Below are 25,775 nucleotides of genomic sequence, written 5' to 3'. Positions count from 1 at the left end.
CCACCACCTCCTTACCATTTATACTTTAAAACCATCATTAAAAATTAATTTTATCTCTTCTCATATTTACATTTAAAACAAGACCTAAGGCCATCATGTTGGAGAGCATAAATGTTCCACCATAGCTAACAAAAGGCAGAGGTTTTCCCGTAACAGGCATCAACCCTATAGTCATTCCTATATTTGCAAAAATATGGAAACCCAACATAAAAACAACCCCTGTTACAATATATGCTCCTAAATCATCCTTAGCCTCTTTGGCTATATTAATACACTTTATAAGCATAATAATATACAATAGAATTAATACCCCTGCCCCTACAAATCCTAATTCCTCTGCCAAAACAGAAAAAATAAAGTCTGTATGTTTTTCTGGTAAAAATCCATATTGACTTTGGGTTCCTCTAAACAAACCCTTACCAAATAACATCCCATTTCCTACTGCCATTCTAGATTGAATTGCATGATAACCGGTACCCATAGGATCTAAATCTGGATTTAAAAAGGTCATAATTCTATTCTTTTGATAGTCCTGTAAAAATCCTATCCATGCAAGAGGTATACTAATAATACCTATGATACCTGTAACAAGGATTTGCCTATACTTTAGTCCCGCTGTAAAAATCATGCCTAGTGTAAAAAAAACAAAAGCCATAGTAGTACCTAAATCCGGTTGACGGGCAACCAATACCATCGGAATTGCCGAAAATCCAATTATTTTTGCTAATGTTGGTAATTCATGGATGGATTCTTTATTGTCATCAATGATCTTAGCAAGACAAATAATAATACCTATTTTTGCAAAATCAGATGGTTGAAATTGGAAACCTCCTATTCGAATCCATCGATCGGCACCCCACTGTTCACTACCAGTACCAAATATTAAAACAGCTACTAACATAAGGTTAGAAAAAATATATATTGGTATATATAACCTAGCTAGTGTTTTATAATCAATAAATAGTATAATAATAATTGCTATGAATCCCATTGCTATGGATACAATTTGGGTCTTGATAAATCTTTCGTAGCCTAGGTTATGGGTAGCACTGGCAATCATAACAAGACCTATCATGCAAATTAGTAGCACCACAATAATTAAACTGAAATTTATTTTTTTTAGCAGCTTATTTTCGATTTTCAACCTTTATTCATCCTCTGCAATATATTCCCTTAATAAAAATTTATAATTATATACGCAATTCTATATAAAAGATTACATAATTAGTTTACTCTAATGGTTATGGTTTTACAACTATATTTTTAAAACCTAACACAAACAAAAGCGAAGAAATTCCTTCGCTTTTGTTTGTGTTTTTTTATTTGTCAGTAAACTTAAAGTTTATTATCTACCACTCATACTTCTTTCAGCTTGCTCGATTAATCTTTTTACCATATAACCACCAACATAACCATTTTGTCTTGCTGTTAAGTTACCTTTGTCAGTTGCCTCATAGTTTGTTAATCCTAGTTCGTTAGCAATTTCTGTCTTCATACTATTTAGTGCTTGACGAGCTTCTGGAACTACTATTTGATTTCTTCCAGTGTTATTGCTGTTAGTTGCCATTGTGTCTTCCTCCTTCCTTAAATGTATATTTGTAGTATTAACTACATTACTATTATCTGTAGTTGATTTGCTTTTAATCATTGTAATATATAGAATAGAATCTAATATTTATATATATTTACATATTTTACAAAAACAAAAAACAGATGCTCTCTACAAGCACCTATTTTTTAAGTATTTAGTGACTATTATCTTAGAATCTAAAGGAACCACCAAATAATAGTATGATTACAACAAATACTAGAATTAGATTTTCATCGAATTTACCAAAAAATCCTCCAAAACCACCATGACCACTTAATAGTAAGAATATCAACAGAAAAATTAATATGCTATGTTTTCCTCTAAAAATCCCACCAAACAAATTTCCTAACACATCATTTTGATTAACTTCACTCATTCTATTCACTCCTTTTATTTATATAGTTCATATAATAAATTCCGTTCTTATTCTATAGTATGTTTTTCTCTAAAAGATGTGATAGTAGAATAATATTTTTTTACAGTTTATTTCTTAATTACAATTTATATGATTACTAAAAAGAGTTCCTAGTACTATCAACTCTTTTGGTTATTTTTACAATGAAAAAAAATTGTTTTTGTGCTTATACTATACGTTGATAAGAAAAATTTATTGTTTCTCTAAAAATTTTTAAAATAATTTTTCTTTTGGTAGATTTCAATAAAATCTATTATTTAAACAATATGGAGGTATGTATATTATGACAACCATTAACAAACTACAACAGGCCTTGAATAGTGCTAAAAGTTTGCAGACTGATTTAAAAGGCTTTTCTATGGATACTGAGGATCAACAGGCAAAACAAATGTTTAACCAATTATCTACTAATTTAGAAAATACCGTTCAAATGCTTCAATCTAGAGTAGACTTTGTAAATAGCGAAGAACCCCAGTATTTACAGCAATCTATGGGTATGCAACAACAGAATAAAAATAATCAAAATAAACCTCAATGATAATAAAAATAAACCTCAATGATAATAAAAATGGAGGCTTAAAATTTAAGCCTCCATTTCTACTGTATAATTTCTTTTAGTTTTTCAAAATCTAGAGGGCCTATGCCTCTACCAATAATTTTTCCTTCTTTATTAATAACATAGGTAGTAGGGGTATACCTGACTTGATAAGTAAATCCTACATCTAATTCTTCATCCAATAAAACAGGAAAGTTATAGCCACGTTCTTCCATAAAAGTCCTTACAGTCTCTGGTTTTTCCCCTAAACTGATACCGATCACCACCACATCTTTATCTATATAAGTTCGATGAAACTCATCGAGATGGGACATTTCTTCCCTACAGGGAGGTCATGTTGTAGCAAAAAAATTCAATATAACATTTTTCCCTCTATAATTCTCCAAACTTTCTTTTTCATTATTTGTATTAATTAAAGTGAATTTAGGTGCGGTATTTCCCATGTCAAGTCCAATTGTCTCTTCTTTATTCCCCACCATTCCTAGCTCCTTCTCTTCTTCTACGGAATTTTCTCCACTCCTTATAAAGGTAGATATGCTATATCCTCCCCCAATAAGAAGTATTAAAATACAAAAGATTATGAGTGTTTTTTTCATTTTCATCACCTCTCAATAATTTGTTTTATAAGGCTAAATCAATAAAATAGAAATATCTACTAAAGACTACCATCTTGTCAAGAAATATTAGAAGCCCTAACAATACCAGAAGGATGCCACCAATTTTTGAAATATATGGAACAGCCTTGTCATATCGGTTTAAAAATTTGTTAAACTCATTGGTCAATAAGGTTGTCAATAAAAAAGGTATGCCTAAACCTAAGGAATATACACCTAAAAGCAATACACCTCTATAGACGGTGGCAGTTGTTCCTGCATACAATAATATAGCTCCTAGTACCGATCCTACACAGGGACTCCAGCCTGCTGCAAAAGCCATCCCCATCAAGAATGAGCCTAAGCTACTGGTAATGTTTTTAGGTGAACGAAACCTTAGTTCTCTGCTTAAAAACGAGGGTCTAACAATCCCTAACATATATAGCCCGAAAAACATAATAAAGATGCCACTGACCTTATTGAAGATATTTTGATACCTAAAGAACAACCTGCCTATAAAACTAGCAGTTGCTCCCATAATAATAAAAACTAAAGAAAAGCCTATTACAAACACAAACCCTCTAAAAATAACCAACTTTTTGTCGACTTGTTTTTCCTGTGAAAAACTACCACTAATAAAGCCTATATAGGCTGGCACAAGAGGTAGTACACAGGGAGATAAAAATGACAACATTCCTGCTAACAAGGCTATTAAAATTGATATTTCCATTTTAAATTTCCTCCCTCCCCCTAAGCTAAGGGTATATATGCTATAATATATCATTTGCTTGTCATTGATAATTCTTTTTTCTTATTCTTCATAAAGGATTATTATATCCTCCCTCAACTAGCCAAGGTAGGGATGATGCCCATACCCTTCTTAATTGAAGGGTATAATAGGCTAGCCACCATAATTTATTATATATTTTTATAGATTGTTATAAAAAAGTGTTTACATATCCACCATTATATTCCATAATGGATAAAGTATGGGAAAGGAGGTACCGATATGAAATATATTTTTGTTTTCTTTGTATGCTCATTGTTACAATTTTTAGTCAGCTTTGAGAGTAATTTCATTAATCCGATTATACCCTATTTATCTACCCATTTTGGAATTGAAAAAAGTAGTGTTATTTATTTGAATTTCGGTTTTTTCTTTGTAGGACTTTTTTCACCTTTTTTCGGAATGCTTACAGATAAGATAGGAAAAAAACGCGGGTTATTTATTGCCACTGTTTTTTACATTGTGGGTACCTTTATGAGCGGTGTTTCAACTCATCATTATATTTTCGCTGTTTCTAGGATGATTACCGCCATAGGTTCCTTAACCATAGGTGCCACCATTATCGCCTATATAAGCGATTTTATCCCCTTTCATCAAAGAGGCCGGGCAGCCGGCATCCTTCGAATATCCTTTGCTATTGCAGTTTTGCTGGCTCCAGCCTCAGCATCTTATATTGTTGAGAGGTTTAATTTACAAACCCTGTATTTAGGTGTATCTTTTGCTGCAGTTATAGCATTGTTGTTTTTATTGAAGCTACCAACTGATAAAGTTATTAGTAATTCAGGAGGGAAAAACATAAATCTTCCAGAGCTCATCCAGCTTTTGCAGGATAAAACAACCCAAAAGTTTATATTAATTTCCTTTATGGTGATGGCAGCTCCTTTATCTCTTTTTGGATTTTTCTCTATATGGTTAGACCAAAATTTTACTTTAAACCAAAGTCAAATAGGTTATATTTTCACTTTAGCAAATTCAGGGACTATGATTGGTGTAGCTGCTGCTACCCTAGTAAGTGATAAAATAGGCAAACTATTGACAGCCAAAATAGGCTTTATCCTTACAGCCATCACTTTGTTTCCCTTATCCTATTTAAATGCTATTCCTTTAATCATTATGATTATTTTTATAAATCTTGTCGGTTTAGACGGTGGCTTTTTAGCCTTTCAAACCTTAGCTTCAGAAATAAAACCTAAACAAAGAACCCTGTTTATGACCCTGATTTCCTTTTCTCATTCTTTATGCAGCTTAATCTTTGTTATTATAGCTCCTCTCCTCTATAATCTTGGTGGCTATAGACTCCTAAACTTTATAGGTGGAGCTGCATCAGTTATAGCTGTTCTTACCCTCTACAGTCTTTCTAATAATGAACTTGTTGTAGAGAAAATACAGGAAGTTGCAACTTAAGTACATACTTCCTTGCGGTAAATTTCATAGGCTTGTTGTAGACGTTGGAAGGCATTGATGGCTAAATGAATGTCTTCTTCTTTTGGCTCCAATACTGTAATCCATTGTAATATATTCATATATTTATCCCATTTACCCTCTATTGAAGCAAGTTTTTTAGTAATTTGAATAGAAACTAAAAAAACTAAAAGAAAAACAAAAAAAGAGTCTATACCAAATATCCATAATAACCCATAAATCAAAATAATAGTTAATGCTAGATTAGAACCGCATCGTTTGTTGAATCTAGAGGCTTTCTTAACCAAATAGTAATTTACATATCCGTACTTCATATAGCAATTAATCGTCTTATGCTCCGCACCATGATATTGAAAAAGTCGAATAATCCTCCTAACGTTTAACAAAAGTACTGCTGCCATAATACTATAGACCCAAATTTTATCAATTGTTAACATAAATATCTTATCCATTAAAGGAAAGCTGCACAATTCCTCCACCACAGCCACCAATAACAAACCTCCTATAAGAAGCTTATGCTTGGTATTAATAATTTTCCATTGATAATACATAGTCAATAGTCCATTTAAGAAAAGCTTACCCTCCAGTTTCCTTAACCATCTTTTAGGTACAATCCAATCTCCTTGATATTCAATTGTTTTCTTTCTTTTTATTGCCCTTATTTTTAAAACATCACAAAAAAATGTGATGCCATTGATATGGGCATATCCACCTAGCTTCATTTTTTCACTCCAAACCAGTTAATATTGTATAGTTATCATTATAGACCAGTTCTATTTTTTTCAAAAGATTTTTGTTTGTTTTGATATAAATCACAGCTTAAAGCCTTTTATATGGTTATACTATAGCTAAATCATTGAATTATGAATAGGAGGAATAAAAAATGAAAGCTGTAAAGATACTTATGGATGAACACCAAAATATTTTGAGAATGTTAAAGGTAATAAGAAGGTTATGTCTACAAACCTTTAATACAAAGGAGGTATATTATAAAGGCTATTATGCTGCTATTGACTTTATTAGAAATTATGCAGATAAATTTCATCATGGAAAGGAAGAGGACATTTTGTTTGACAAAATGTCTACGGAATTAGGTGAAGCCATCAAAACCGGTCCTATTTATGGAATGCTGGCAGAGCATGATTTAGGCAGGCTTTTTGTGAAAAATCTTGAGGAAGCATTACACAAGGCTGAAGAAGGCGGGGAGGAAGCAAAGCTAGATATCATAGTCAATGCTGTAGCCTATACTGACTTATTATATCGTCATATTGAAAAGGAGGATGCTGCCATTTTTACCTTTGCTGAAAAAAGCTTCAATAACGACCTGCAGCACTGGGTAGATGCAGAATTTGAAAATGCCAAAGAACGACTGGATAGTGAAAAAACTGAAGAAAAATATATAGCTCTTTTAAACGAACTGGAGTCCTATGTAAAGGACCTATAGAAACAAGCGACAAAAGTCGCTTGTTTCTATAGGTTATTGGTCCATTTGCCACAACGGTCTCCCCACATGGCTACAATTTGTCTATCTAGTTCTACCTTGATGACTTCACAATTATTAGAACAGCCTCCACACTCAAAGGTGGAGGGGGCAAAATCAAGATCTGCAGCTTCAAACCCTCTAAAATTGGTGGGGGTTCCTGCTTCTTCAACATATTCCCTAGCTAGAATAGCTGAACCTAAAGCCCCCATAATGTTAAAATGTTTAGGAATAATTACCTCATGCCCAATTTCCTTTTCAAAGGCTATTTTAATTCCCTTATTGGCGGCTACCCCCCCTTGAAACACAAAAGGTGGCTCCAGCTTTTTCCCTCTGCCTAAATTGTTAATATAATTTCTTACTAAGGCTTCAGAGAGACCTTTAATAATCTCTGCTTTAGAGAAACCAAACTGCTGTTTTGCAATCATATCAGATTCTGCAAATACTGTACATCGTCCTGCGATCCGTACATCTCTGTCAACCGACAAAGCCATATCCCCAAATTGTTCAATGGGAATACCTAGTCTTTCTGCTTGATGATCTAAAAACGACCCAGTTCCAGCTGCACATACGGTATTCATAGCAAAGTCTACAACCATTTGATTTTCAATAATAATAATCTTTGAATCCTGTCCTCCAATTTCAAAAATCGTTTTTACGTCAGGAACCAATTGAGCTGTTGCTGTGGCATGGGCAGTGATTTCATTCTTTACTACATCTGCCCCCACCATTACTCCCACCAGCTGTCGCCCACTGCCAGTAGTACCTACACTCTGTATATTAATGTCTTGAGGTAGATTTCTTTTTAATTCTCTTAAGCCAATTTTTACAGATTCCAACGGTTGTCCATTAGTTCGAATATATTGACTATGGATTACCTCATATTGATCATTCAAAGCAACTATATTTGTACTTACAGAACCTACATCTATTCCTAAGTATATCTCCTGCATTGAATTCATCCCCTTATGATATTTTTCTAGATCTTTTCCCCTTGATTAAATCCAAAAATGCCTCTATTCGTGTTAAATTGTTGGCAGTACCTACTTGTTCGTCTATTGATAGGGTCAAAACAGGAATCCCCAATTCTTCAGTGATTTTAGGAATGATACTTTGAGAAACCAGTTCCGGTAAACAGCCAAAGGGCATTAAGTGAACAACGCCATCAAATCCTCTTTCACTATAGTCAATAATGTGCCCAACTGTTTGCTTTGCATGACCTCCAATTTGAATAGGTATATATCTTTCACCCTTTTTCAAAATTTCTACTTCATGGGTGTGATTAATAAACTTTGGTAAGGCATTATAACTAACCCATTGTGAAAGATATTGAGCACGTTCTACTTCTGCTCCTAGTGAACCCAACAGCTCTTCTAGCTTCATATTAATAGAAGCCTCCATAATGACATAAATTTCTCCTACAATCCCAATACGTATTTTGTTTTTTTGTGGAACAGAAACCTGCTGTATTTCACTTAACCAAATTTTTCCCGTGTGATAAGCCTCTTCTAATTCTTGTTTTGTATAGGCTTTATCAAAAATTTGCTGAATTTTTTCCCATGTTTTTGTGGTTTCCCCCTTCTTTACCTCATAGGCTCTAATCCGCTGCACTTCCTTTTCTAGTATGTCTAGCTTTTTAATCATGTTATAAACATACAGTAGGGATTTGCCTACCTTATGCCAAGAGCTATTGCCCTTAACCCTTAAAATATTTTTATAAAATTGTTTATAATTCCTAAACATTGAATCAAATACAATAAATTCTACAGGATAATTTTCTTCTTTTAGGATTCGACTATGAACCTTTTCATAAAAACCTGCTCTACAGGGTCCATGCCCTCCAGAGGTGACAATAACCTCAGCACCCTTTTCTATTGCCTCCATATAGCTACCCATAATTACCTTAAGAGGAAAACATGCAAATTCTGGACTATACTTCACACCTAAATTGATGGTCTTTTGGCTAGGTTTTGGTGGCATAACCACTTCATGTCCAAGCAGTTCTAAAAGCTTTTTATATACTACCGTTGTCCCCATGTAGGGAAAGGACACCTTCATTTTTATGCACCTCTTTGAACTTTAGATTTTTTACGTTTTATCATATCTACAAAGGCTTCTATTCTAGTCTGAAGGTGGTTTTCTCCAGAATGCTCATCAACTCTTACTGTCATAAAAGGCTTTTTATAAATAGGTGAGTCAAGTTCCATTAGTTTTCCTAATAAAGAATCAGGACCACAGCCAAAGGCCGTCACATGAATCAATCCATCCACATCAGTATCCTTATAAAAGTGGTAGCCCGCTGCCATCAGTTTATCGCTAAAAGTCCAAAACAAGGTTTTGGACATAGTCTTAAGTTGATGATGAATGTCCTCATCCTTCAGCATTTCAAAGGTTTTTACCCCTACACCCATTTCTCTTAATTTGGTTAATATATCCATACTAATAAAAGGATCATAAATATTATAAACGTATCCCAATAGTCCTATGGTTACCTTTGAATCTCCCTCTGTTATAGGCTGAATTTCATCTTCAACAGCTTTGCCCAAAGCGATATCACAGGCTTCCATGATAGAATAACCCTTTTTACTACTCTCCCTGAATTTTAACCACACTTTTTCTGCTTTTTCTAAGGCATTTTTGTTTTGTTTGTAACCTACTAATAGCTTTTCACCAAAAATATTATGCTTAAAGGCTTCAGCTATATTATCACTTTTTGTATTGATAAAGGGCATAATCATTTTCTCTTCAATACCATGAATGGAATGCCTAATCATATCTGGGAGACCCATAAATTTCGGGCAAAAAAATTGATCTTTTTTTATAGCTACAAATCGAGGAATAAAAATATAATCCACTTCTTTTTCTAACAACGTTAAAACATGTCCTATATACACTTTAATAGGTACACATATTTCTGGTACCGATGCTTTTACTCCCTTATCAATAATCGTCTTTGTAGTGGCAGGGGTAGTAACAACCTCTAAGCCCAGTTCTTCAAAATATGTTTTCCAAAAAGGATAATAATAGCTATAAAGTAAACTCTGGGGAATTCCTATTTTCACTATCTTTACCTCCAGTCATTTTCTATTTATTCCTTGTCACAATGAAGAACTTTTGTAAAATATTCTTATATACTCAATATACAAACAGATATGAAAGATTATGTCACTAATTCCTTTAAATCCCCTCTCTTCTACATTGGCATTCTTAATCTTTGATGGCATTTATAACATTTTTAATAATAAAATTATTCAACACAAACTAAATTTTTCCTTTTGACATTGAGGGAAATTTATAAAAAAGTTTTAACCATCTTTTAATTTGCCTTTATCAATTGTATTTCAATAGGTCTAGGTATATCTAAGGATTCTATTATTTCAATTGTATTGGTTTTCGAGTTTTCAGCCCGCCATACACTATCACTAGAATAGAGATTATAAAAATCCTTGTCTTCAAGGGCATCTACCACCGGAAGTATTTCATAAATAACTTTACCCTTAGAATGATACCTATGAACCCAAGTAGGTATATAAGAAACCCCTTGAAGTGTTACAGTATTTGCTTCAAAATCTTTTTTTATCTTAGCATTGATAATAACTCCGTCCTCTGTATATCTATTTTTTAATATTTCATATCGTTGATTAGACAAAAAATTTCCCATAGAATAAACCACTAAAGTATTTTTATTGGAAATGTCAGACTCAATTATCTCAACAGGCTGGACTACATGGGGATGACTTCCAAATATAATGTCTACACCATAATCCGATAGTTTTTCTGCTATAACTCTTTGATAAGAATTTGGTTGTCTTTGATATTCATCTCCCCAATGAATGTAGAAAATAATAAACTCTACTCCCCTTTTTTTCATGTCTTCAATAGTATCCTTCATCTTCAAAAGATCTTCCTCTAAACTTTCATAGGAAAAGCTATTAACAAGATTCTCCACCTCCTTAGGGACCCGTATTCCATTTAAGGTTTTATACTCTCCAAGCTTTGGTGTTTCATAGGTATAAGCTGTGAGACCAATTTTTATACCCTCTATTTCCTTGATAAGAAAAACATCTTCTTTTTCTTCCCTTCTAGTCCCTATGACTTCAAGATTCCTTTCCTTCAAAACATCAATAGTCCTTAGCATACCCTTGCTTCCAGTATCCATTGTATGATTGTTAACCGTAGAAATCACATGAAATCCCGAATCCTTTAGGGCATCTGCCAGTGTATCAGGGGTGTTAAACATAGGAAAGCTGGAATACCCCCTTTCTCCCCCACCAAAGGTAGTTTCTAAGTTGCCTATAACTAAATCAGCTTTTTCAAAATAAGGTTTCACAAATTGAAAATTGTTGGTGAAATCATAGGTGTCATCCTGTGGTTTATGTTGTGCCCTAAGCTGGGGACCATGGACCATAATATCTCCCACTGCTATTATGTCAATTTCTACTGGAGGTGGATAGATTATCTCCTCTGGTTTAGTAGCTTCCATCTCTTCTTTATTTTCTGGCAGGTAGGATGGGGTAGTATTCCCTTGAAAGCTACAGGCCCCTAACAGGGTAATTAAGCATACTATAATCAGTAACCAATTATACTTTTTTATTGTTTTTATCATAAATAATATCTCCTTATCCTTTGTTTAAACAGTAGAATAATTATGTTATTCTACTATTCGAAAAAGACTCCCTATAAGGAGTCTTCAAATTATAATAGTTGAGGCTTCCTACTTCTCAAGTTCCCCAAAGTTTTCTGCAACAAAACTGCCCTGTGGTTTAAAGCTTTTCTTTGCCCCACCTCTTCTTTTGTATGCTGTAGCTCTTCTTGAATTTTTTGGATATCCTTAGTTAAATAATCATCTGCCCTCTCATGGACTTTAGAGGCTGCTTCAAATAAAGCTTCTTTAAGCTTATGGGCTTTCTTTCTTTTTCCTTCTAAAAACCATTTTAGCATTTTGTAAGAAGCTCCACCTAAAACCACAGCCTTTGCTATGTTTCCAGGTAAAGTAGGTTTTCTATATAATCTTCTACACAAAGACCATTCCCTTTTGAAGCTGCCTTGATAATATAAAACTGTAATAGGTACGCCTATAGCTGTGGCTGTCAAAAAGGTTTCCTCAAATTTGTCATACCAACTGTTATCAGTAGTTTCTTCTGCAAAAAAAGTTTTGTCCGTCTCATACTCTTCTTTTAAAAACCCTAGCTGTTCTTCTGTTATACAGAAGATCTCCTTCATCTTGTTGAACAGTTCCATCTCTTCAGGAGCCTCATAATTATCAGCTCCCATGATAATTATCAAATCCTTAATCAAGGAAAATCGTATAATATTTTTCTCTTGATCATTTAATTCTTCATATAGATTGTCACATAATTCTAATAGCTGATTATGCCTTTCTTCTTCCATCCAGCTTAATAATACTAACCTATCCACCTGAGAAAGCTTGTTCTTTGCCATTAGTCTATAAAGCTCCACCATTTCCAATTGAGTGACTTCTCCATTTGTGTTAGCCATTATTATCAGGATTTTAAAATAATTCAATTTTGTATATGGGGGCATATCCTCAAGCCCTCTTACTTTTTTTTCAGTCATTTTTTCCACCTTCATTTATGATTATAGTTATAAAAGTAATATTCTTCAGATTTTGTTATATTCCTTTATTTTTTATTATAAGAGGTTATTTATAGGGATATATATTTTTAAATATTCTTAATTTTTAATTATTTTGTGGAAAGTCAGTGATGGAAATGGTAAAATAACAGCAGTAAAAGTAATTTGAGGGATAAAAACCATATATGAAAATCTATGATTTTTATCCAGGAGGAAAAATGATGATAAAATCCAAATTAACTTTAGAGGACTTTTTAGCCATGGAAACCCTTGAAAAAAAATATTACGATGAAGCATATATTACCGATGCTCTAACAAGCTATAGTTGGTATCAACATTGGCCACATTGTATACGGTGCCTTAAACATGATGACCAAATTATAGGGTTCATTAATTTATTTCCAGTTTCATTAGAAATTTATCAAACCCTTTTAGATGGAACATTTAATGACAAACACCTTGTCAAAGAGCATATGGATGTCCCAAGAGATGTTTCAAAGTCCTACCATCTGTTTTTGAGTTGCGTTGTTATAGATGCCCCCTACAGAAAAACTTCAGCTTTAAACGATTTATTAAAGGACTATGTCACTTGCTATGAGACCTACGAAGCTCAGGGATTTGTTTTTGAAAGCGTTATTACAGATAATGTAACCGATGAGGGAGTTCGATTTTCAAAAACTGTTGGACTTGAAATTGTGACCAAATCTAATCACAACTCCATAATTTGTGCTGGCAGCTTTACAGCATTTAAAGAAGCTATATCCCAGAGAATACAAACTACTTCTAGAGTTGTGTAACAACATTGACAGAACTTTAAAATAATTGAATTTTGTATATGGGGGCATATCCTCAAGCCCTCTTAGTTTCTTTTCAGTCATTTTTTCCACCTTTATTTATCATCATAGTTATAAGAGTAATCTTCTTCAAATTTTATTATGTTTTCTTATTTTTTCTTTGTAAAATGAAACTTGATTCAGTAAAAAAGAAACTCCTTTCTAGAAAATATTTTTTATTTCTAGAGAGGAGTTTCTTTTTAGCTCAAGCACACATAATATTTTATAAATTTTTACAAGAGGATATGTCTTTTAAAATATTTACGAAAAGATTTGTAGCAGCTATTAATACATTTTCATCAAAGTCAAATTTAGGATTATGTAAAGGCTCAGTAACATCTGCCCCCAACCCAATATAAACCGCCTTACCACCATGATCCTGTACCTTCTTCATCATAACTGTGGCATCATCAGTTCCACCTACATTTCCGTAATCATATATATTTTCAAACCAACTTACTTTTTTAGCTGATTTTTTCACGATATCTATCATCTCTTTATCACTTTTAGCTGTTGGAACTTCTCCATAGTCCACAATTTTATATGTCAACTCATACATTTTTGCTGCAGCTTCTATAATCGTTAACACACGATTTTTACCATAGTTCGTTATATTGCTATTTTCTCCTCTATACTCTACCCTTATGAGGGCATTTGCAGGAATTGTATTTGCACAAACACCTGCATGTATTTCTCCTACATTCACTCTAAATAACCCCTCCTCATGAGGTGCTATGGAATGGATATTTAGGGCAGCGGTACATGCCGCTAGCAATGTATTCTTGCCTTCTTGTGAAGCTCCACATGGATGAGCTGCTTTCCCTTGAAAATACACATCCAATTGTCGATCACTTAGAAAATCACAACATCCACATGCGATACTTTTTGATGGTAGGGGTTTGTTTTCATAGCTTAGCCCTATATGCATACTGAAAAAATAATCTACATCATCTAAGTGACCTTTTGTTACCATTGATTCAGCTCCTGAAAAGGTTTCTTCCGCAGGTTGAAATAGTAACTTTATCTTTCCCCTTAAGGACTTTTTATGCTTTAGTATCTCTTTTGCCAATCCTAAACCAATAGCAATATGTCCATCATGGCCACAAGCATGTACACTATTGGGGTTGATAGAGATATATTCTTCATCAAAGGGTTTATGTCCACTTTCATAAGGTTCTGTATCCACCAATGCATCAATATCAAATCTAAAAGCTACTGTTGGACCTATATTTCCTGTATCTATCTCTGCTACAACCCCTGGATATCCATTGGCTTTCCTAATCCAATCTTTATTTCCCCCTTGACTTATCGCCCTTTTTATTTCTTTTTTTCTCTCATCTTCACTAAGTCTCACTGGTTCAACAATTGTATTGATATCTACGGCTTCTGTTCCTACTTTTATATTTTCATATCCTAATTGAGATAGTATTTCAGCTATTCTTGCACTTGTTCTTATTTCCTTCCATCCAGTTTCTGGGTACTTGTGGAACTCTCTTCTATATTTTATAATTTTATCTAGTGTATAATCCATAATCTCCTCCATATATGCATTGTTGAAAATTTACTAGTATCCATGTGCCTTATGGAATTCCTTTATGATTTAGAATGCTTCTTGGCCTTCTATAAATACTTTTTCAACCTTTGCCATAAAATCTAAAGGATGGCTATCCCAAATTACCAAATCTGCATCTAACCCCTTTTTTATCTGTCCTTTTCTTTCATGTATTCTTAAAACCTCTGCTGGATTTATCGTTATAGCCTTTAATGCTTCAATTTCATCTAATCCTTCTTTAGCCGCCATAGCAGCAAACAAAATAAGAGATTCCTGGGGATGTACATTATGATCTGTCGTTATACATACTTTCAAACCAGCATCCCATAATATTTTAGCTGTTTGGAAGGTTTTATTTTTAGTTTCTATTTTAGTTTTTGGACCATAGGATGGCCCAATAATTGTAGGATAATCAAATTTTTTAAGGTAATCTACGATAAGATGTCCTTCTGTGCAATGATCTAAAGTTAATCCAATATTATATTCTTTAGCTATTCTTATGGCTGTACAAATATCATCAGCTCGATGTACATGGGCTTTGATTGGTATGTCACCATTTATCACTAATAACATATTTTCCATTTGTAAATCTTTTTCAAAGTATTTATTGTTTTTTTCAGCATCTTCTTTTTTTGCTTTGTAGTTCATTGCATCATTTAATGTCTTTCTTAAAAGAGCAGCAACTCCCATTCTCGTATAGGGTTCTTTTCCTGATTTTCCAAAAGCCCTTGGATTTTCTCCAAATGCACATTTCATAGCTGCTCTCTCATCTATTATCATCTCATCTATAACATTTCCCTTTAGCTTGATGGTAGCAAATGTTCCCGCAACAACATTTGCACTTCCAGGCCCTGTACACACAGTGGTCACACCACCTCTAAGAGCTTCTTTAAATGCTATATCGAAGGGATTGATAGCATCTATAGCCCTGAGCTGAGGAGATACAGCATTGCCATACTCACAGGTATCATCCCCTTCCCAACCTATAGCCTCTTCACATATTCCAATATGTGAATGGGCATCAATTAAACCTGGAGTTATATACTTTCCTGTAGCATCTATATAGTATTCCCCATCAATTTTATCTGCTACTTGTTTTATTTTTCCATCTTCAAAACAAATATCCTTTTTTACAAAACCATTTTCTTCAAACAATAGAACATAAGCATTTCTTATTATCATGACAGTCTCCTTTAATCAGAATTTAACTATATTGTTAAAATATTTACTACATTATTAATTATACCCGATTGCAACTGCCACCAACATCATTATAATTTGAAGGATAGTCATAATACCAAAAAGTGGTGCCATGAATTTATACCATTTATTAATTGGAATCCCCATAAGTCCACACTCAAATGCAACAACGGTAGGCCAAAACATATTAGAAAACCCATCACCAAATTGATATGCTAACACTGCAATTTGTTTATTTAAGTCAACTAAATCAGCAACTGGAGCCATAATAGGCATTGTAATCGTCGCTTGACTTGCAGAACCTGTTATAAAGAAGTTTATAATATTTTGTAAGCCTAGCATACCGAGAGCAGATATATATTTACTTTGTCCTTCTAGTACTGTAACAAGAGAATGAACTATGGTGTCTGCTATTTGTGCATCCTGCATAAGTATTAGTATTCCTCTAGTAAAACCACAAATCATCATAGAAAAAACCATGCTTTTAGTAGATTCTATAAATACGTTACATATTTTTGTTGCATTAAATCCACCAACAACCCCTACAACTACCATCATCATTAAAAACAAAGCAGCAATTTCATTGATGTACCAGTCCCACTGGGTAGTTCCATACAATAATATTCCTATTGTTAGCACAAAGATCACCATGCATAATTTATTTCTAACAGTCAATTTAGTATCTAAGAGGTCATCCTTGTTTGTTTTGTGTATTGTATCTAATTCAACTCCATAGAGAACAGATTTTGTAGGATCTTTTTTGATTTTTTTTGCATATCTCCAAACGTATGCAATAGAAGCAGTTTGAAAAACTATAAATATAATAATTCTAAATCCTATTCCTGAAAACATTTGAACCCCAGCAATTCCTTGAGCGATACCTATGGAAAAAGGATTGATTATTGCAGCAGCAAAACCTGTGGCTACACCTGTGAAAACTATAGCTCCACCAACCACTGCATCATAGCCTAGAGCTACAGACATCCCTATAAATACTGGAATCAAACCATAAACCTCTTCATATAAACCCATCGTGGCACCCAGAATACCAAATGACAGCATACAAACAGGGATAAGCCATTCTATTTTATTTCCCATCTTTCTTATGATTGTACCAAGTGTTGCATCCATTGTTCCATTTTTTATTAACATATAAACAAATCCATAAGCAAAGACAATTAGAAAAATAATGTCAGCAGCATCAATAAAACCCCTCTGCAATGCAATAAATACATCAAATACTCCCGGTTGTGTGCCTTCTATGTATTCAAAGCTACCAGGTATAACAACCATTCTTCCTGTCACAGTGTCTTCTATTCTTTCATATGCACCAGCAGGAATAATATAGGATAGTACTGCCATAAAAACCATGATCATCGATAAAAGTATATAGGTATGAGGCATCTTTATATCAAAGAAATTTTTCTTACTAACTTTCGTGGTCATAATGTCATCTCCCCTTCATTTTAAAATAGTGTTTCCCCTGAATTCTACATCCGATTAAAATCAGCAATCAAATACAAAGAGTTGAAATGCCATCTTTGTATATTGTACTACCTTAAGCACCACCTTTCTATAAAAATAATTATTGGTTATTATGACTTCTACATACTTTATATAACTAACAGATCTCATATGAGATACTGAAGTTAGTAAACTAATATTGAATTATATCCGGCTACGTCAAGGATTTTTCATACACATCCTTATTATTAATTCTTTAGATTGTACTTGTTGAAAAAAATTTACTATTTTTTTAGATTTTTACCTTAAAAACCGTCTGTTCCTGAATGTCGGTTTCTAATGCCTCTAAAGCAATCCCTACTCTATGGTGACGTAGCTTCCATTGTTGTTCTTTTGGGGTTTCTGGATCTCCTAATGGATATGGGATAGAAATGGTTGGTACCATTCTGTTGGAACCAACAGTCTTTGCAACTGGGATTAAGTTGGCCATCTGTACAATTGTAAAGCCTGCTTTCTCAATTTCTTTTACTATCGTTGCACCGCAACGTGTACAGGTGCCTCATGTGGAGGTTAGGATAACCGCATCTACACCGGCTAATCTTAAATCCTCTGCAATTTCTCTTCCCATTCTTGCTGCCTCTGCTTGGGTTGTTCCTGTTCCTACTGTTGTGTAGAAGTAGTTGTGAATTGAGCCAATTCTTCCTTCTTTTTCATAGACTCTTAATACATCTAGAGGGACGATGACGTTTGGATCTGCATCGGCTGCTGCTGGGTCAAATCCTGCATGTATGGTTTTAAATACACCTGATTCAAGTGTATCCATTCCTATCATATGGTATTTACCCCATCTTGTCGCTGATGCTGATTGGATTCTGTCAGGGTTATCTACTGGTACAATTCCTCCAGTAGTTGCAATGGCGATCTTTGCCTTGCTTAAGTCCTTTATTGCTGGTGCTATCGGTACTAAATCAGATGGAGGTATGGGTAGTTCTGTTTGAAAGGCTTCTCCTCTAATTTTTTTCAATAGCATATCAATAACTCTGTCAGTAGCTGGTACTGGAGGATTAAGCCACTTTTGATGTCTATTTCCTCTATCATAGTATCCTTCTTCTACTGCCGATAGTAGTTCTTCTCCTGTGATGATTTTTTTACCAAAATCAGCCATTTTTTTAACATCTTTTCTCATAGCTGCTGCACTGGCCCCACCCTTGAAGATGTACATTTCTTTTTTGAACATTTCTACTCCAGGATTTTCATCGTTCATGGAACTGATTACTGGAACACCAAATTTTTCTTTTACTGCTTTGCTGATATGTCCACAGGCACTTCCGTATCTTCCTGCTCTAAAGGCTGGCCCTGCAAAGAAGATATCAAATTCTTTACCTTCTAGGAAGCCTAGTATTGTTTCAACTGCTTCTTCTTGTCTTGAACCCATAAAGTTGTCACCACAAATAATGGTATGGGTTACTTCTGCCACATCTCCTAGTTGTTTGTTTAGTTCCATTGCTGGTCCTACTAAACCTTCTCTTATCTCAGGGGCATGATCAGCTAGTTCTTCTCCACCTATTTGTCCAAAAAACTGGTTTAAATATAATATGGCTTTCTTTTTCATCTTTTCCACCTCCTTAATATTCCACCATTGTCTTGGTTGACCATCCCGCTACTCGGTCTCCACAGAACATTGCATTATTTTCCATAATGATGGATCCATCTTCTCTTACTGATGGTCCTAATATTTCGTCCTCTGCCCATCCCCCTGATAATCCGTCTCTAGCCAATGCTTCTAATTCTCCAATTACTGTTTCCATTGGTGGAAGGATAATTAACTCGGAGACATTCCCACAAGAAACGATTGCATCTGCTTTTTCGTCTAGTGTTACTAATGGTTGAGATGCTCCGTCTCTTCCTGTACACTCATTGGTTAGTCCTACTGTTTTTACACCTACATTTTCTAAAGCTACAATGCATGCGATAAAGTCTGCATCTGGATTTCCATAGCCTTCTTCTGCTACAACTGCTGCATCGGCTCCTAGTGACTTAGCCATCTGTGCTACAAATAAAGCGGATCTTTCTTTTTGTTCTAGGGCTACATTTAGATTGGACATAATTACACCTAAGAAGTTAATGGTTTTTCCATGCTCTTCATACAATCTTTTAATCATTGGATAGTTCTGAAAATCATAGGTGGACCATTTGGATGAACAGGGCATAAAGCTTCCTGATATCATGGCGCCATCTAATACTTCATTTGGATGCATGAAGGTTGGTACCATGTGATTACAATCCCATCCATAGATTAAGTCATTGTAACCCATTTCTTCCATTTGGGATTGGGGTTGTAATACTAATACTACATTTGGTAATCCTTGTACTTCTTGGGGTCGTTTTGTTATTGGACTTAATTCATAGGTTTCTATTTCCTCTGGTTCTAGCTCAGCTACACAGCTGCCTATATATTCTGCTAGCCTCATTCCTGCCCATCTTAATGCATGATTTTTCTTTTGTTGTTCACGTTTTTCGAAGTCTTCATCGGTATCAGCTACTAGACAAATATTTTGCAACTGGGAGAATAATGTGTACTTGGCGCCTTCTCCGCTCATATCTATTAATCCATCTTGGAAGCCCCCCCAGTGTTTTCCCACCACCAATACGCTACAGTTTTTTAATGCTAACGTTTTCCCGTTTCCTGCCTGTGTTAACTCTCCTGTTACTCCCGGAAATACTGGCCCTCCACCTACCCTATGTCTTGGTTCAATGGCTTCTTTTACTGGCACAATTCTTACTTTGTCTCCTGGCTTTACTATTACTATATCCGCTTCTGTGATATGCTCATCTTCTCTTACTACTGCTAAGGCTTCTTCTTTGTTGATGGTTAAAATGCCGTTTTTGTAGGCCATTTTATCACCAAAGGCAATGTCTTTTACATAAAAATTCCCAATTTCTAATTTCATTCCTTTACACTCCCTTTAATGGAATTATCAAAAGCTAAAATTTTGTTAACCAAATAACTGTTTTTTCAAATTTATTATATCATATCTAGTTTATTTTGTAACCGTGTTTATTAAATAAATATTGTTTTTTTTAAAAATATTCAGAGTATTATTTGGTTCTATAGATTCGCCTGTATGTATAAAAAACTTTTATATACAAACTAAAAAACCCGCCTATTCAGGTTGTTGAAAAATCCATGAATTATATTAAAAAACTTAGGTTGTCATTCTGTCCATAGGGAAGAATCTTGTATCTCCAAACTTTCAAGACTCTGCATTTCACTAGGTTCCATCCATAGTGACACAAACCAGAGTTTTTCAACAGCCTCTATTGCTATTTCAACAGAAAAAACTTATAACTTAGTTACAATTTTAAAAATTTTATAGTTTCCTATCGATTATAAGTAATTTAAATCATTATGTCGTGTAAGATTATTAATAATTATAGTAATAATACGTATATTATTTGTGTGTTGTTTATCACATGTGTTATAATAATCAAAACTGGTTAAATATTGCATTAATTAAGATAGATGGTGATAATTAATGAGTAAAAAAGAAATTCAAAAAAGAAGAATGATGAGCTACTTCATCGAAGCTACTAATCACATTATCGAAGAGGAGGGTTTGGAAGCTGTCACTGTTAGAAAGGTTGCTGATATTGCTGGTTATAATAGTGCTACCCTATATAACTATTTTGAGAACCTAGATCACTTGATATTTTTTGCTTCCATGAAGTATGTCAAAGAATATTCCGAGGCTCTGCCATGTTATTTAAAGGGAGTTGAAACTGCCTTTGATAAGTATGTTGCTATTTGGCGATGCTTTTGTTACTATTCCTTTAGTAAGCCTAAAATTTATCATGCTATTTTTTTTGATGCCTATAGTGATTATATAAGGGATTCTGTTAAAGAATATTATGAAATTTTTCCAGAGGATCTAGTCGCAGAGTCCGAAGAACTCTTGTCCATGTTTTTAGAAAAGAATATCTATGAAAGAAATATCTCTATCCTAAAATCTTGTGTGAAGGAAGGTTTTATTGAAGAGAAGGATCTTTATGACATTAATAAAATGACTTACTTAATATACTACGGTATGCTATGCAAAATACTAAATAATAAAGATCTTTATACTGTAGATGAGGCTGTAGAAATGACATTAAAATATATTAAAAAGACTATTCAATGCTACAGTACTTGTCTATAGCAAAAAAGCTAGATGGGTGTAGAAGTATACACCCATCTAGCTTTTTATTATTTAAATTGACAAAATTCATCTCTGATTGAAGTCATTTCTTCAATAATTTCCTCTACATTTAAAACCATTTCCATCATACCAATTTGATCATCATATACTGTAGGGTCTACTTCATCCTTAAATTGAGGCTCTACTGCATGATATACTCTAAGTCCTAACTGGACTCCTGCCAATGGACCTGCAAAGGTTGGATCTCCAGCTGTTACAGTTTCAGCAGCCAATCCTGCCGCTTCTGCTTCTGCCGCTCCTAAAAGCACTACGATATTTTCTGCACCATGCTTTTCTGTAAGATCCTTAACTCTTTTTTGGTTTTCTAGGTCCATTGCTCCTGCAGCGGTTCAGACAAAGCATTCAGTAGAAGAAAATACTACTTCTGCACCAGTGCCTTTTAAGCACTCCTCAATAGCTGGACCTGGTATACCATCACGGTCACCAATGATAATGATTTTTTTACCATCATATGCTCCCATTTTCAACATCCTTTCTTTACTATTTATATAAAGGTCTCTTCTTTTAATACAAATGGTATCTGAAATAGAACAAGGTACATTTCCAATTTCACCTGTATCTCTATTTAAAAATGTTGGCTTGAAACTATGCTTTTATATAAATAAAATTATACATATTGTTGAATCATAGCCTCGATGCCTTCTTTTGTTACCTCTTCATTTGTCTTTTCAGCTATTTTCTCCCCATCCTTGTAAATTGCTACAGTTGGAAGGCCTAAAACCCTCTGTTTAATAGCTAATCGTCTTGCTTTTGTAGTTTCAAGTTTGCAAAATTTCATACTGTCTTTATATTTTTCGGATAGTTCCACTATTGAAGGCATGATAGCTTTACATGGTTCACAGCTTTCACTCCAAAAATCCACTAGTACATAACCCTCTACTTCTAACACTTCTTGTTGAAAAGTATCCTTATCTATGGTTAACATTTTTTCACCCCCCACTCTTTAAAATAATATGTAGTCCATGTTTTAAGATTAATCTCAAAATATTTTGATATCTTTTACTTTGTTAACATTATAGCATTACTTTATTTGTTTGTAAACAAGGTTAATTTATAATCATATTTATCAACTAGTGTTTTGGAGAATTATTAACGAAAAAATCAAGATCCTATCTTTCCAAACGAAAAGATAGGATCTTGATTTAGAGGTTCTAACCGCCCCCCATAGGTTTGAAAATCTTCACTTTATCCCCTTCTTTTAGTATGTAAGTGGGATAATCTCCTTGTAGCAATTGTAAATCATTTATCCATATTGCAACAGAGGAGGTTAACTCCATGCTTTTTAGGAGATTTTTTACGGTACACCCTTCAACTACTGTCTTTTCTTGGTTGTTAACAAAAATTTTCACCTCTTTACCTCCCCACTGTTACATATATAAGTGTATTATGCTTTAGCTAACTCCTTATCCTTCTCCAACAGCCAGCCCAACCCAAGTCTTCTTAAATTGATTTCTGTTGGGTTTCCTGTTTCTTCATCCCACCCAACAAACTTATAGTAAAGCTCCTTAGCTCTTTCAAATTCTTCTTTATCCATCACATGACCTTTTGCAGGTCCATCCGGCATTGCCTCAAATATTCTGTCGGGCAGATAGTCATCCTTCTTGGTAAAGCCTTCTCTAGCATTAAAATAACGCATCATATTGATTCTTCTTTCACCAATACGAAGTAATTCATATAGAGAGGTTTCCCAACCAATACCATATTTGCATAAATCAATAAGATCAGCCGGTCCGTATAGCTGCCATGCAGGGCCCCAGGCAAATTGACAGAGACATAGGGTATCCATTAAAGAATAAAACCTTTGACCGTCTACAGCATATTGAACCTTTTCATCATCCAATACATGAGGGTTATCGTATTCCTTGAGGGCTGCCATATGACCTAGCCATTTTCTTTCTTTACTGTCGGCAGGCATTACTAAAAATGGATCATGCTCACAGGATTGATGGTCAGCACCAAAGGAATTCACTGCATATAATAGTCCCACCGCTGGTTTGTACTGAGGCATATGGGCAGGTAATTCTTGATTTTTTACAGAGATACTTAGTGGTATCGCAGCTTCTCCAATTTTTCTAGCTGCCCTAGCACTACCTTCCGCCAAAAGATCTCCAAATCCTTCACGCTTTGCAATTTTTTCAATAAGAGTAGGGAATACCTCATGGTTGCCAAATTTTAAATCTAGTCCATCAGTGTCCTCCTTAGTTAATAATCCTTTTTCATAACATTCCATAGCGAAGGCTATGGTTGCACCACAGGAAATGGTATCTAAACCGTACATATTACATAATTGATTGGCCAGTGCAACATCCTCAAGACTTGATACTCCACAATAGGACCCGAAGGTGGCACAGGTTTCATATTCTGGTCCTCCATAGAGGGGGTCTACCTTCCCTTCTACTTCAACAACTCTTTTACATCGAATTGCACAGGCGTAGCAGGTATCCCTTTCCTTCAGGATAGTTTTTGTCATGGTAGTTCCAGTAATCTTTTTGGCATTTTCTTTTTCAAAATATCCTGTGCTAAAGTTCTTTGTTGCTAAAAATCCATCCATATTGGTACCTAAAAGCTCACCATCGGTACCATGCTCTCCCAGCCCTACAATCCCTGGGTTTTCTGCAAAACGTTCTTTAAGATTACCAGTTAATGTTTTAAAGCCCTCTGGATTGTGGGGTTTTCTCGGTCTTGCCTTTTTCACAACCAAAGCCTTTAAGTTTTTGGAACCCATAACAGCTCCTGTTCCATTTCTACCGTTGGCACGATTGGACATATTCATAATACAAGCATACTTTACTAGATTTTCTCCCCCAGGACCGATTTGAGCTATTTCAACCCTTTCTTCTCCTAAATCTTCTTTAATAAGCCTTTCGGCTTCTCCTGTTACTTTGCCCCACATTTTTTGGGCATCTCTTATTTCTACATTGTCTTCATCAACATACAAGTAAACAGGTTTTTCTGATTTACCCCGGAGAATCACAGCGTCATAACCATTTCCCTTTAAATGGGCTGGGAAAAATCCTCCTGCTTCTGTAGCTCCAATACCTCCTGTTAGAGGACTTTTAGTTGTTACATTCACCCTGCTTTGTCCACTAACCGGAAGACCTGTCAACGCAGATACAGAAAACACCAACATGTTTTCTGGGGATAAAGGGTCTATCCCTGCCTCCATCTCCTGTAGTATTAGATATAGTCCTAAAGCTGATCCCCCTGGATATAGACGATAGGTTTCTCCTGGAATTTCCCTCATACTTATTTCTTTACTAGTTAAATCAACATCCAAAATTTTTGCATTTGGAAAAATCATAGGTTTGTCCCTCCTTTAATATATTTTACAATATGTACAATGTTGTTGCGGTATCTCCTCCTTTGATGTGGCTATTTTCCGTCTTAAATATTATCAACCTCCCTAAATGAAAGTTAATTATTCTCCTCAATATCCACCTAAATCTGCTGTCCTATCTATTTGTACTGTATAGATTAGTTAATTATTACCATTCAACAAATCTTTTGAATTTCCTCTATTTTTTTAATATTTTGAATAAATTTCGTTGTTTTTCCTTATTGTAACATTTTTATTTTTTGTCTTTTTTTCCTTAATGTGTAATCTGTTTAATAGTAGTAAAAATCCTTTCCTCTGTTTAAAATAAGTATACTTCCTATTATATATGGATTAGATTTATCCTTTTATGTATTGTTACACCTTCACCTTTCATGTTTTATAAAGAACTATAACAAAACTAAATTCTGCTGAATCTAGATGGGAAATCTACTGAAGGGAACTTGGACTAAAATTTACGGATAGAAAAAATCTTCTCTGAATTAAGTGGCATTTTATTGTAGAAAATAGAAGTTTATGATAAAATTGCTTTTGTTACTTTATGTAGTAGCATCCTTAAAGATATAGACCTTGTCCTTTGACATACTGTTATGATACTGTTTTCTACTGGATAGGTTGTATAAATGGAAATTGAAGTATTATATTCTTAAAATAAATTCCGCTAAAATTCAGGGGTTGAAGAAACGTCTTCTGAATT

General features: G+C 34.3%; 25 protein-coding genes and 1 pseudogene. 5 read left to right on the top strand and 21 right to left on the bottom strand.

Annotated features, from left to right (window positions below; all coding sequences use genetic code 11):
* Positions 1–37: 37 nt before the first annotated feature.
* The 3 genes from rodA to BLS22_RS04235 all read right to left on the bottom strand — a co-directional run bounded on the left by rodA (position 38) and on the right by BLS22_RS04235 (position 1,967).
* Positions 38–1,144 carry a rod shape-determining protein RodA gene (gene rodA / locus BLS22_RS04245; protein WP_176762050.1) on the bottom strand — a complete coding sequence of 369 codons (1,107 nt, stop codon included), beginning with the start codon at positions 1,142–1,144 and terminating at the stop codon, positions 38–40.
* Between the two features lie 201 nt (positions 1,145–1,345).
* The gene (locus BLS22_RS04240; protein ID WP_090550788.1) at positions 1,346–1,567 is read right to left on the bottom strand and encodes an alpha/beta-type small acid-soluble spore protein; all 222 of its coding nucleotides are present in this window, start codon (positions 1,565–1,567) and stop codon (positions 1,346–1,348) included.
* Between the two features lie 193 nt (positions 1,568–1,760).
* Positions 1,761–1,967 (bottom strand): hypothetical protein, encoded by a 207-nt coding sequence (locus BLS22_RS04235; protein ID WP_090550785.1) that lies wholly within the window; start codon positions 1,965–1,967, stop codon positions 1,761–1,763.
* Positions 1,968–2,289: 322 nt separating this feature from the next.
* Between BLS22_RS04235 and BLS22_RS04230 the strand changes: the two genes are divergently transcribed.
* The gene (locus tag BLS22_RS04230) at positions 2,290–2,544 is read left to right on the top strand and encodes a DUF1657 domain-containing protein (RefSeq protein WP_090550780.1); all 255 of its coding nucleotides are present in this window, start codon (positions 2,290–2,292) and stop codon (positions 2,542–2,544) included.
* A gap of 59 nt (positions 2,545–2,603) precedes the next feature.
* Here BLS22_RS04230 and BLS22_RS04225 read toward each other — a convergent pair.
* The 3 genes and pseudogenes from BLS22_RS04225 to BLS22_RS04215 all read right to left on the bottom strand — a co-directional run.
* Positions 2,604–2,882, bottom strand: a pseudogene (locus BLS22_RS04225) (TlpA family protein disulfide reductase); the annotation flags it as partial.
* 12 nt (positions 2,883–2,894) lie between these two features.
* Positions 2,895–3,164: a peroxiredoxin family protein gene (locus tag BLS22_RS04220; RefSeq protein ID WP_143011247.1), complete on the bottom strand. Its 270-nt coding sequence runs from the start codon at positions 3,162–3,164 to the stop codon at positions 2,895–2,897.
* Between the two features lie 19 nt (positions 3,165–3,183).
* Complete coding sequence (locus BLS22_RS04215) at positions 3,184–3,885, bottom strand: cytochrome c biogenesis CcdA family protein (RefSeq protein ID WP_208974657.1); 702 nt, start codon at positions 3,883–3,885, stop codon at positions 3,184–3,186.
* A gap of 279 nt (positions 3,886–4,164) precedes the next feature.
* On the opposite strand from BLS22_RS04215, the gene BLS22_RS04210 reads away from it, so the two are divergent.
* Positions 4,165–5,346 carry an MFS transporter gene (locus BLS22_RS04210; RefSeq protein WP_090550770.1) on the top strand — a complete coding sequence of 394 codons (1,182 nt, stop codon included), beginning with the start codon at positions 4,165–4,167 and terminating at the stop codon, positions 5,344–5,346.
* Here BLS22_RS04210 and BLS22_RS04205 read toward each other — a convergent pair.
* Entirely contained in the window at positions 5,343–6,086 is a 744-nt protein-coding gene (locus BLS22_RS04205) for a DUF1385 domain-containing protein (RefSeq protein ID WP_090550765.1), read from the bottom strand. The two genes, BLS22_RS04210 and BLS22_RS04205, sit on opposite strands and share 4 nt — an antisense overlap.
* Before the next feature lie 161 nt (positions 6,087–6,247).
* Here BLS22_RS04205 and BLS22_RS04200 point away from each other — a divergent pair, with 161 nt between their 5' ends.
* The gene (locus BLS22_RS04200) at positions 6,248–6,808 is read left to right on the top strand and encodes a hemerythrin domain-containing protein (protein ID WP_090550762.1); all 561 of its coding nucleotides are present in this window, start codon (positions 6,248–6,250) and stop codon (positions 6,806–6,808) included.
* Positions 6,809–6,834: 26 nt separating this feature from the next.
* On the opposite strand, the gene BLS22_RS04195 is transcribed toward BLS22_RS04200, so the two are convergent.
* The 5 genes from BLS22_RS04195 to BLS22_RS04175 form a co-directional block, all read right to left on the bottom strand.
* Positions 6,835–7,797, bottom strand: coding sequence for an acyl-CoA dehydratase activase (locus tag BLS22_RS04195; protein ID WP_090550760.1), 963 nt, complete (start codon positions 7,795–7,797; stop codon positions 6,835–6,837).
* Positions 7,798–7,810: 13 nt separating this feature from the next.
* The gene (locus BLS22_RS04190; protein WP_090550757.1) at positions 7,811–8,902 is read right to left on the bottom strand and encodes an acyl-CoA dehydratase activase-related protein; all 1,092 of its coding nucleotides are present in this window, start codon (positions 8,900–8,902) and stop codon (positions 7,811–7,813) included.
* A 2-nt stretch (positions 8,903–8,904) separates the two neighbouring features.
* Positions 8,905–9,906 (bottom strand): acyl-CoA dehydratase activase-related protein, encoded by a 1,002-nt coding sequence (locus tag BLS22_RS04185; RefSeq protein ID WP_090550755.1) that lies wholly within the window; start codon positions 9,904–9,906, stop codon positions 8,905–8,907.
* Between the two features lie 254 nt (positions 9,907–10,160).
* Positions 10,161–11,450 (bottom strand): CapA family protein, encoded by a 1,290-nt coding sequence (locus BLS22_RS04180; RefSeq protein WP_090550752.1) that lies wholly within the window; start codon positions 11,448–11,450, stop codon positions 10,161–10,163.
* Between the two features lie 89 nt (positions 11,451–11,539).
* Entirely contained in the window at positions 11,540–12,421 is an 882-nt protein-coding gene (locus BLS22_RS04175) for a hypothetical protein (protein WP_090550750.1), read from the bottom strand.
* Between the two features lie 239 nt (positions 12,422–12,660).
* On the opposite strand from BLS22_RS04175, the gene BLS22_RS04170 reads away from it, so the two are divergent.
* Positions 12,661–13,236 (top strand): hypothetical protein, encoded by a 576-nt coding sequence (locus tag BLS22_RS04170; RefSeq protein WP_090550746.1) that lies wholly within the window; start codon positions 12,661–12,663, stop codon positions 13,234–13,236.
* Positions 13,237–13,495: 259 nt separating this feature from the next.
* On the opposite strand, the gene BLS22_RS04165 is transcribed toward BLS22_RS04170, so the two are convergent.
* From BLS22_RS04165 to BLS22_RS04145, 5 genes are all read right to left on the bottom strand, one after another.
* Positions 13,496–14,803, bottom strand: coding sequence for an amidohydrolase (locus BLS22_RS04165; RefSeq protein ID WP_090550744.1), 1,308 nt, complete (start codon positions 14,801–14,803; stop codon positions 13,496–13,498).
* Positions 14,804–14,872: 69 nt separating this feature from the next.
* Positions 14,873–16,006: an amidohydrolase gene (locus tag BLS22_RS04160; RefSeq protein ID WP_090550739.1), complete on the bottom strand. Its 1,134-nt coding sequence runs from the start codon at positions 16,004–16,006 to the stop codon at positions 14,873–14,875.
* 54 nt (positions 16,007–16,060) lie between these two features.
* Entirely contained in the window at positions 16,061–17,470 is a 1,410-nt protein-coding gene (locus BLS22_RS04155) for a YfcC family protein (protein WP_090550736.1), read from the bottom strand.
* A 310-nt stretch (positions 17,471–17,780) separates the two neighbouring features.
* Positions 17,781–19,100, bottom strand: coding sequence for a betaine reductase selenoprotein B (gene grdH, locus BLS22_RS04150; protein ID WP_090550732.1), 1,320 nt, complete (start codon positions 19,098–19,100; stop codon positions 17,781–17,783).
* A gap of 13 nt (positions 19,101–19,113) precedes the next feature.
* Positions 19,114–20,439, bottom strand: a complete 1,326-nt coding sequence (locus tag BLS22_RS04145; protein ID WP_090550730.1) for a glycine/sarcosine/betaine reductase component B subunit — start codon at positions 20,437–20,439, stop codon at positions 19,114–19,116.
* A gap of 585 nt (positions 20,440–21,024) precedes the next feature.
* Between BLS22_RS04145 and BLS22_RS04140 the strand changes: the two genes are divergently transcribed.
* Positions 21,025–21,684, top strand: coding sequence for a TetR/AcrR family transcriptional regulator (locus BLS22_RS04140; RefSeq protein ID WP_090550728.1), 660 nt, complete (start codon positions 21,025–21,027; stop codon positions 21,682–21,684).
* A 47-nt stretch (positions 21,685–21,731) separates the two neighbouring features.
* Here BLS22_RS04140 and grdA read toward each other — a convergent pair whose 3' ends face one another.
* The 4 genes from grdA to BLS22_RS04120 form a co-directional block, all read right to left on the bottom strand.
* Complete coding sequence (gene grdA / locus BLS22_RS04135; RefSeq protein ID WP_090550725.1) at positions 21,732–22,205, bottom strand: glycine/sarcosine/betaine reductase complex selenoprotein A; 474 nt, start codon at positions 22,203–22,205, stop codon at positions 21,732–21,734.
* 146 nt (positions 22,206–22,351) lie between these two features.
* Positions 22,352–22,669, bottom strand: coding sequence for a thioredoxin TrxA (gene trxA, locus BLS22_RS04130; RefSeq protein ID WP_090550723.1), 318 nt, complete (start codon positions 22,667–22,669; stop codon positions 22,352–22,354).
* Positions 22,670–22,895: 226 nt separating this feature from the next.
* Positions 22,896–23,093 carry a sulfur carrier protein ThiS gene (thiS, locus tag BLS22_RS04125; RefSeq protein WP_090550720.1) on the bottom strand — a complete coding sequence of 66 codons (198 nt, stop codon included), beginning with the start codon at positions 23,091–23,093 and terminating at the stop codon, positions 22,896–22,898.
* A gap of 35 nt (positions 23,094–23,128) precedes the next feature.
* On the bottom strand, positions 23,129–25,045 hold the full coding sequence (locus BLS22_RS04120) for an aldehyde ferredoxin oxidoreductase family protein (RefSeq protein ID WP_090550718.1): 1,917 nt from the start codon (positions 25,043–25,045) through the stop codon (positions 23,129–23,131).
* Between the last annotated feature and the right edge of the window lie 730 nt (positions 25,046–25,775).

Origin of the sequence: Natronincola ferrireducens (assembly GCF_900100845.1) — a bacterium.
Taxonomy (GTDB): Bacteria; Bacillota; Clostridia; order Peptostreptococcales; family Natronincolaceae; genus Natronincola_B; species Natronincola_B ferrireducens.
The sequence above is the reverse complement of the archived record's forward strand: the minus strand, read 5'-3'. Positions and strand labels throughout refer to the sequence as shown.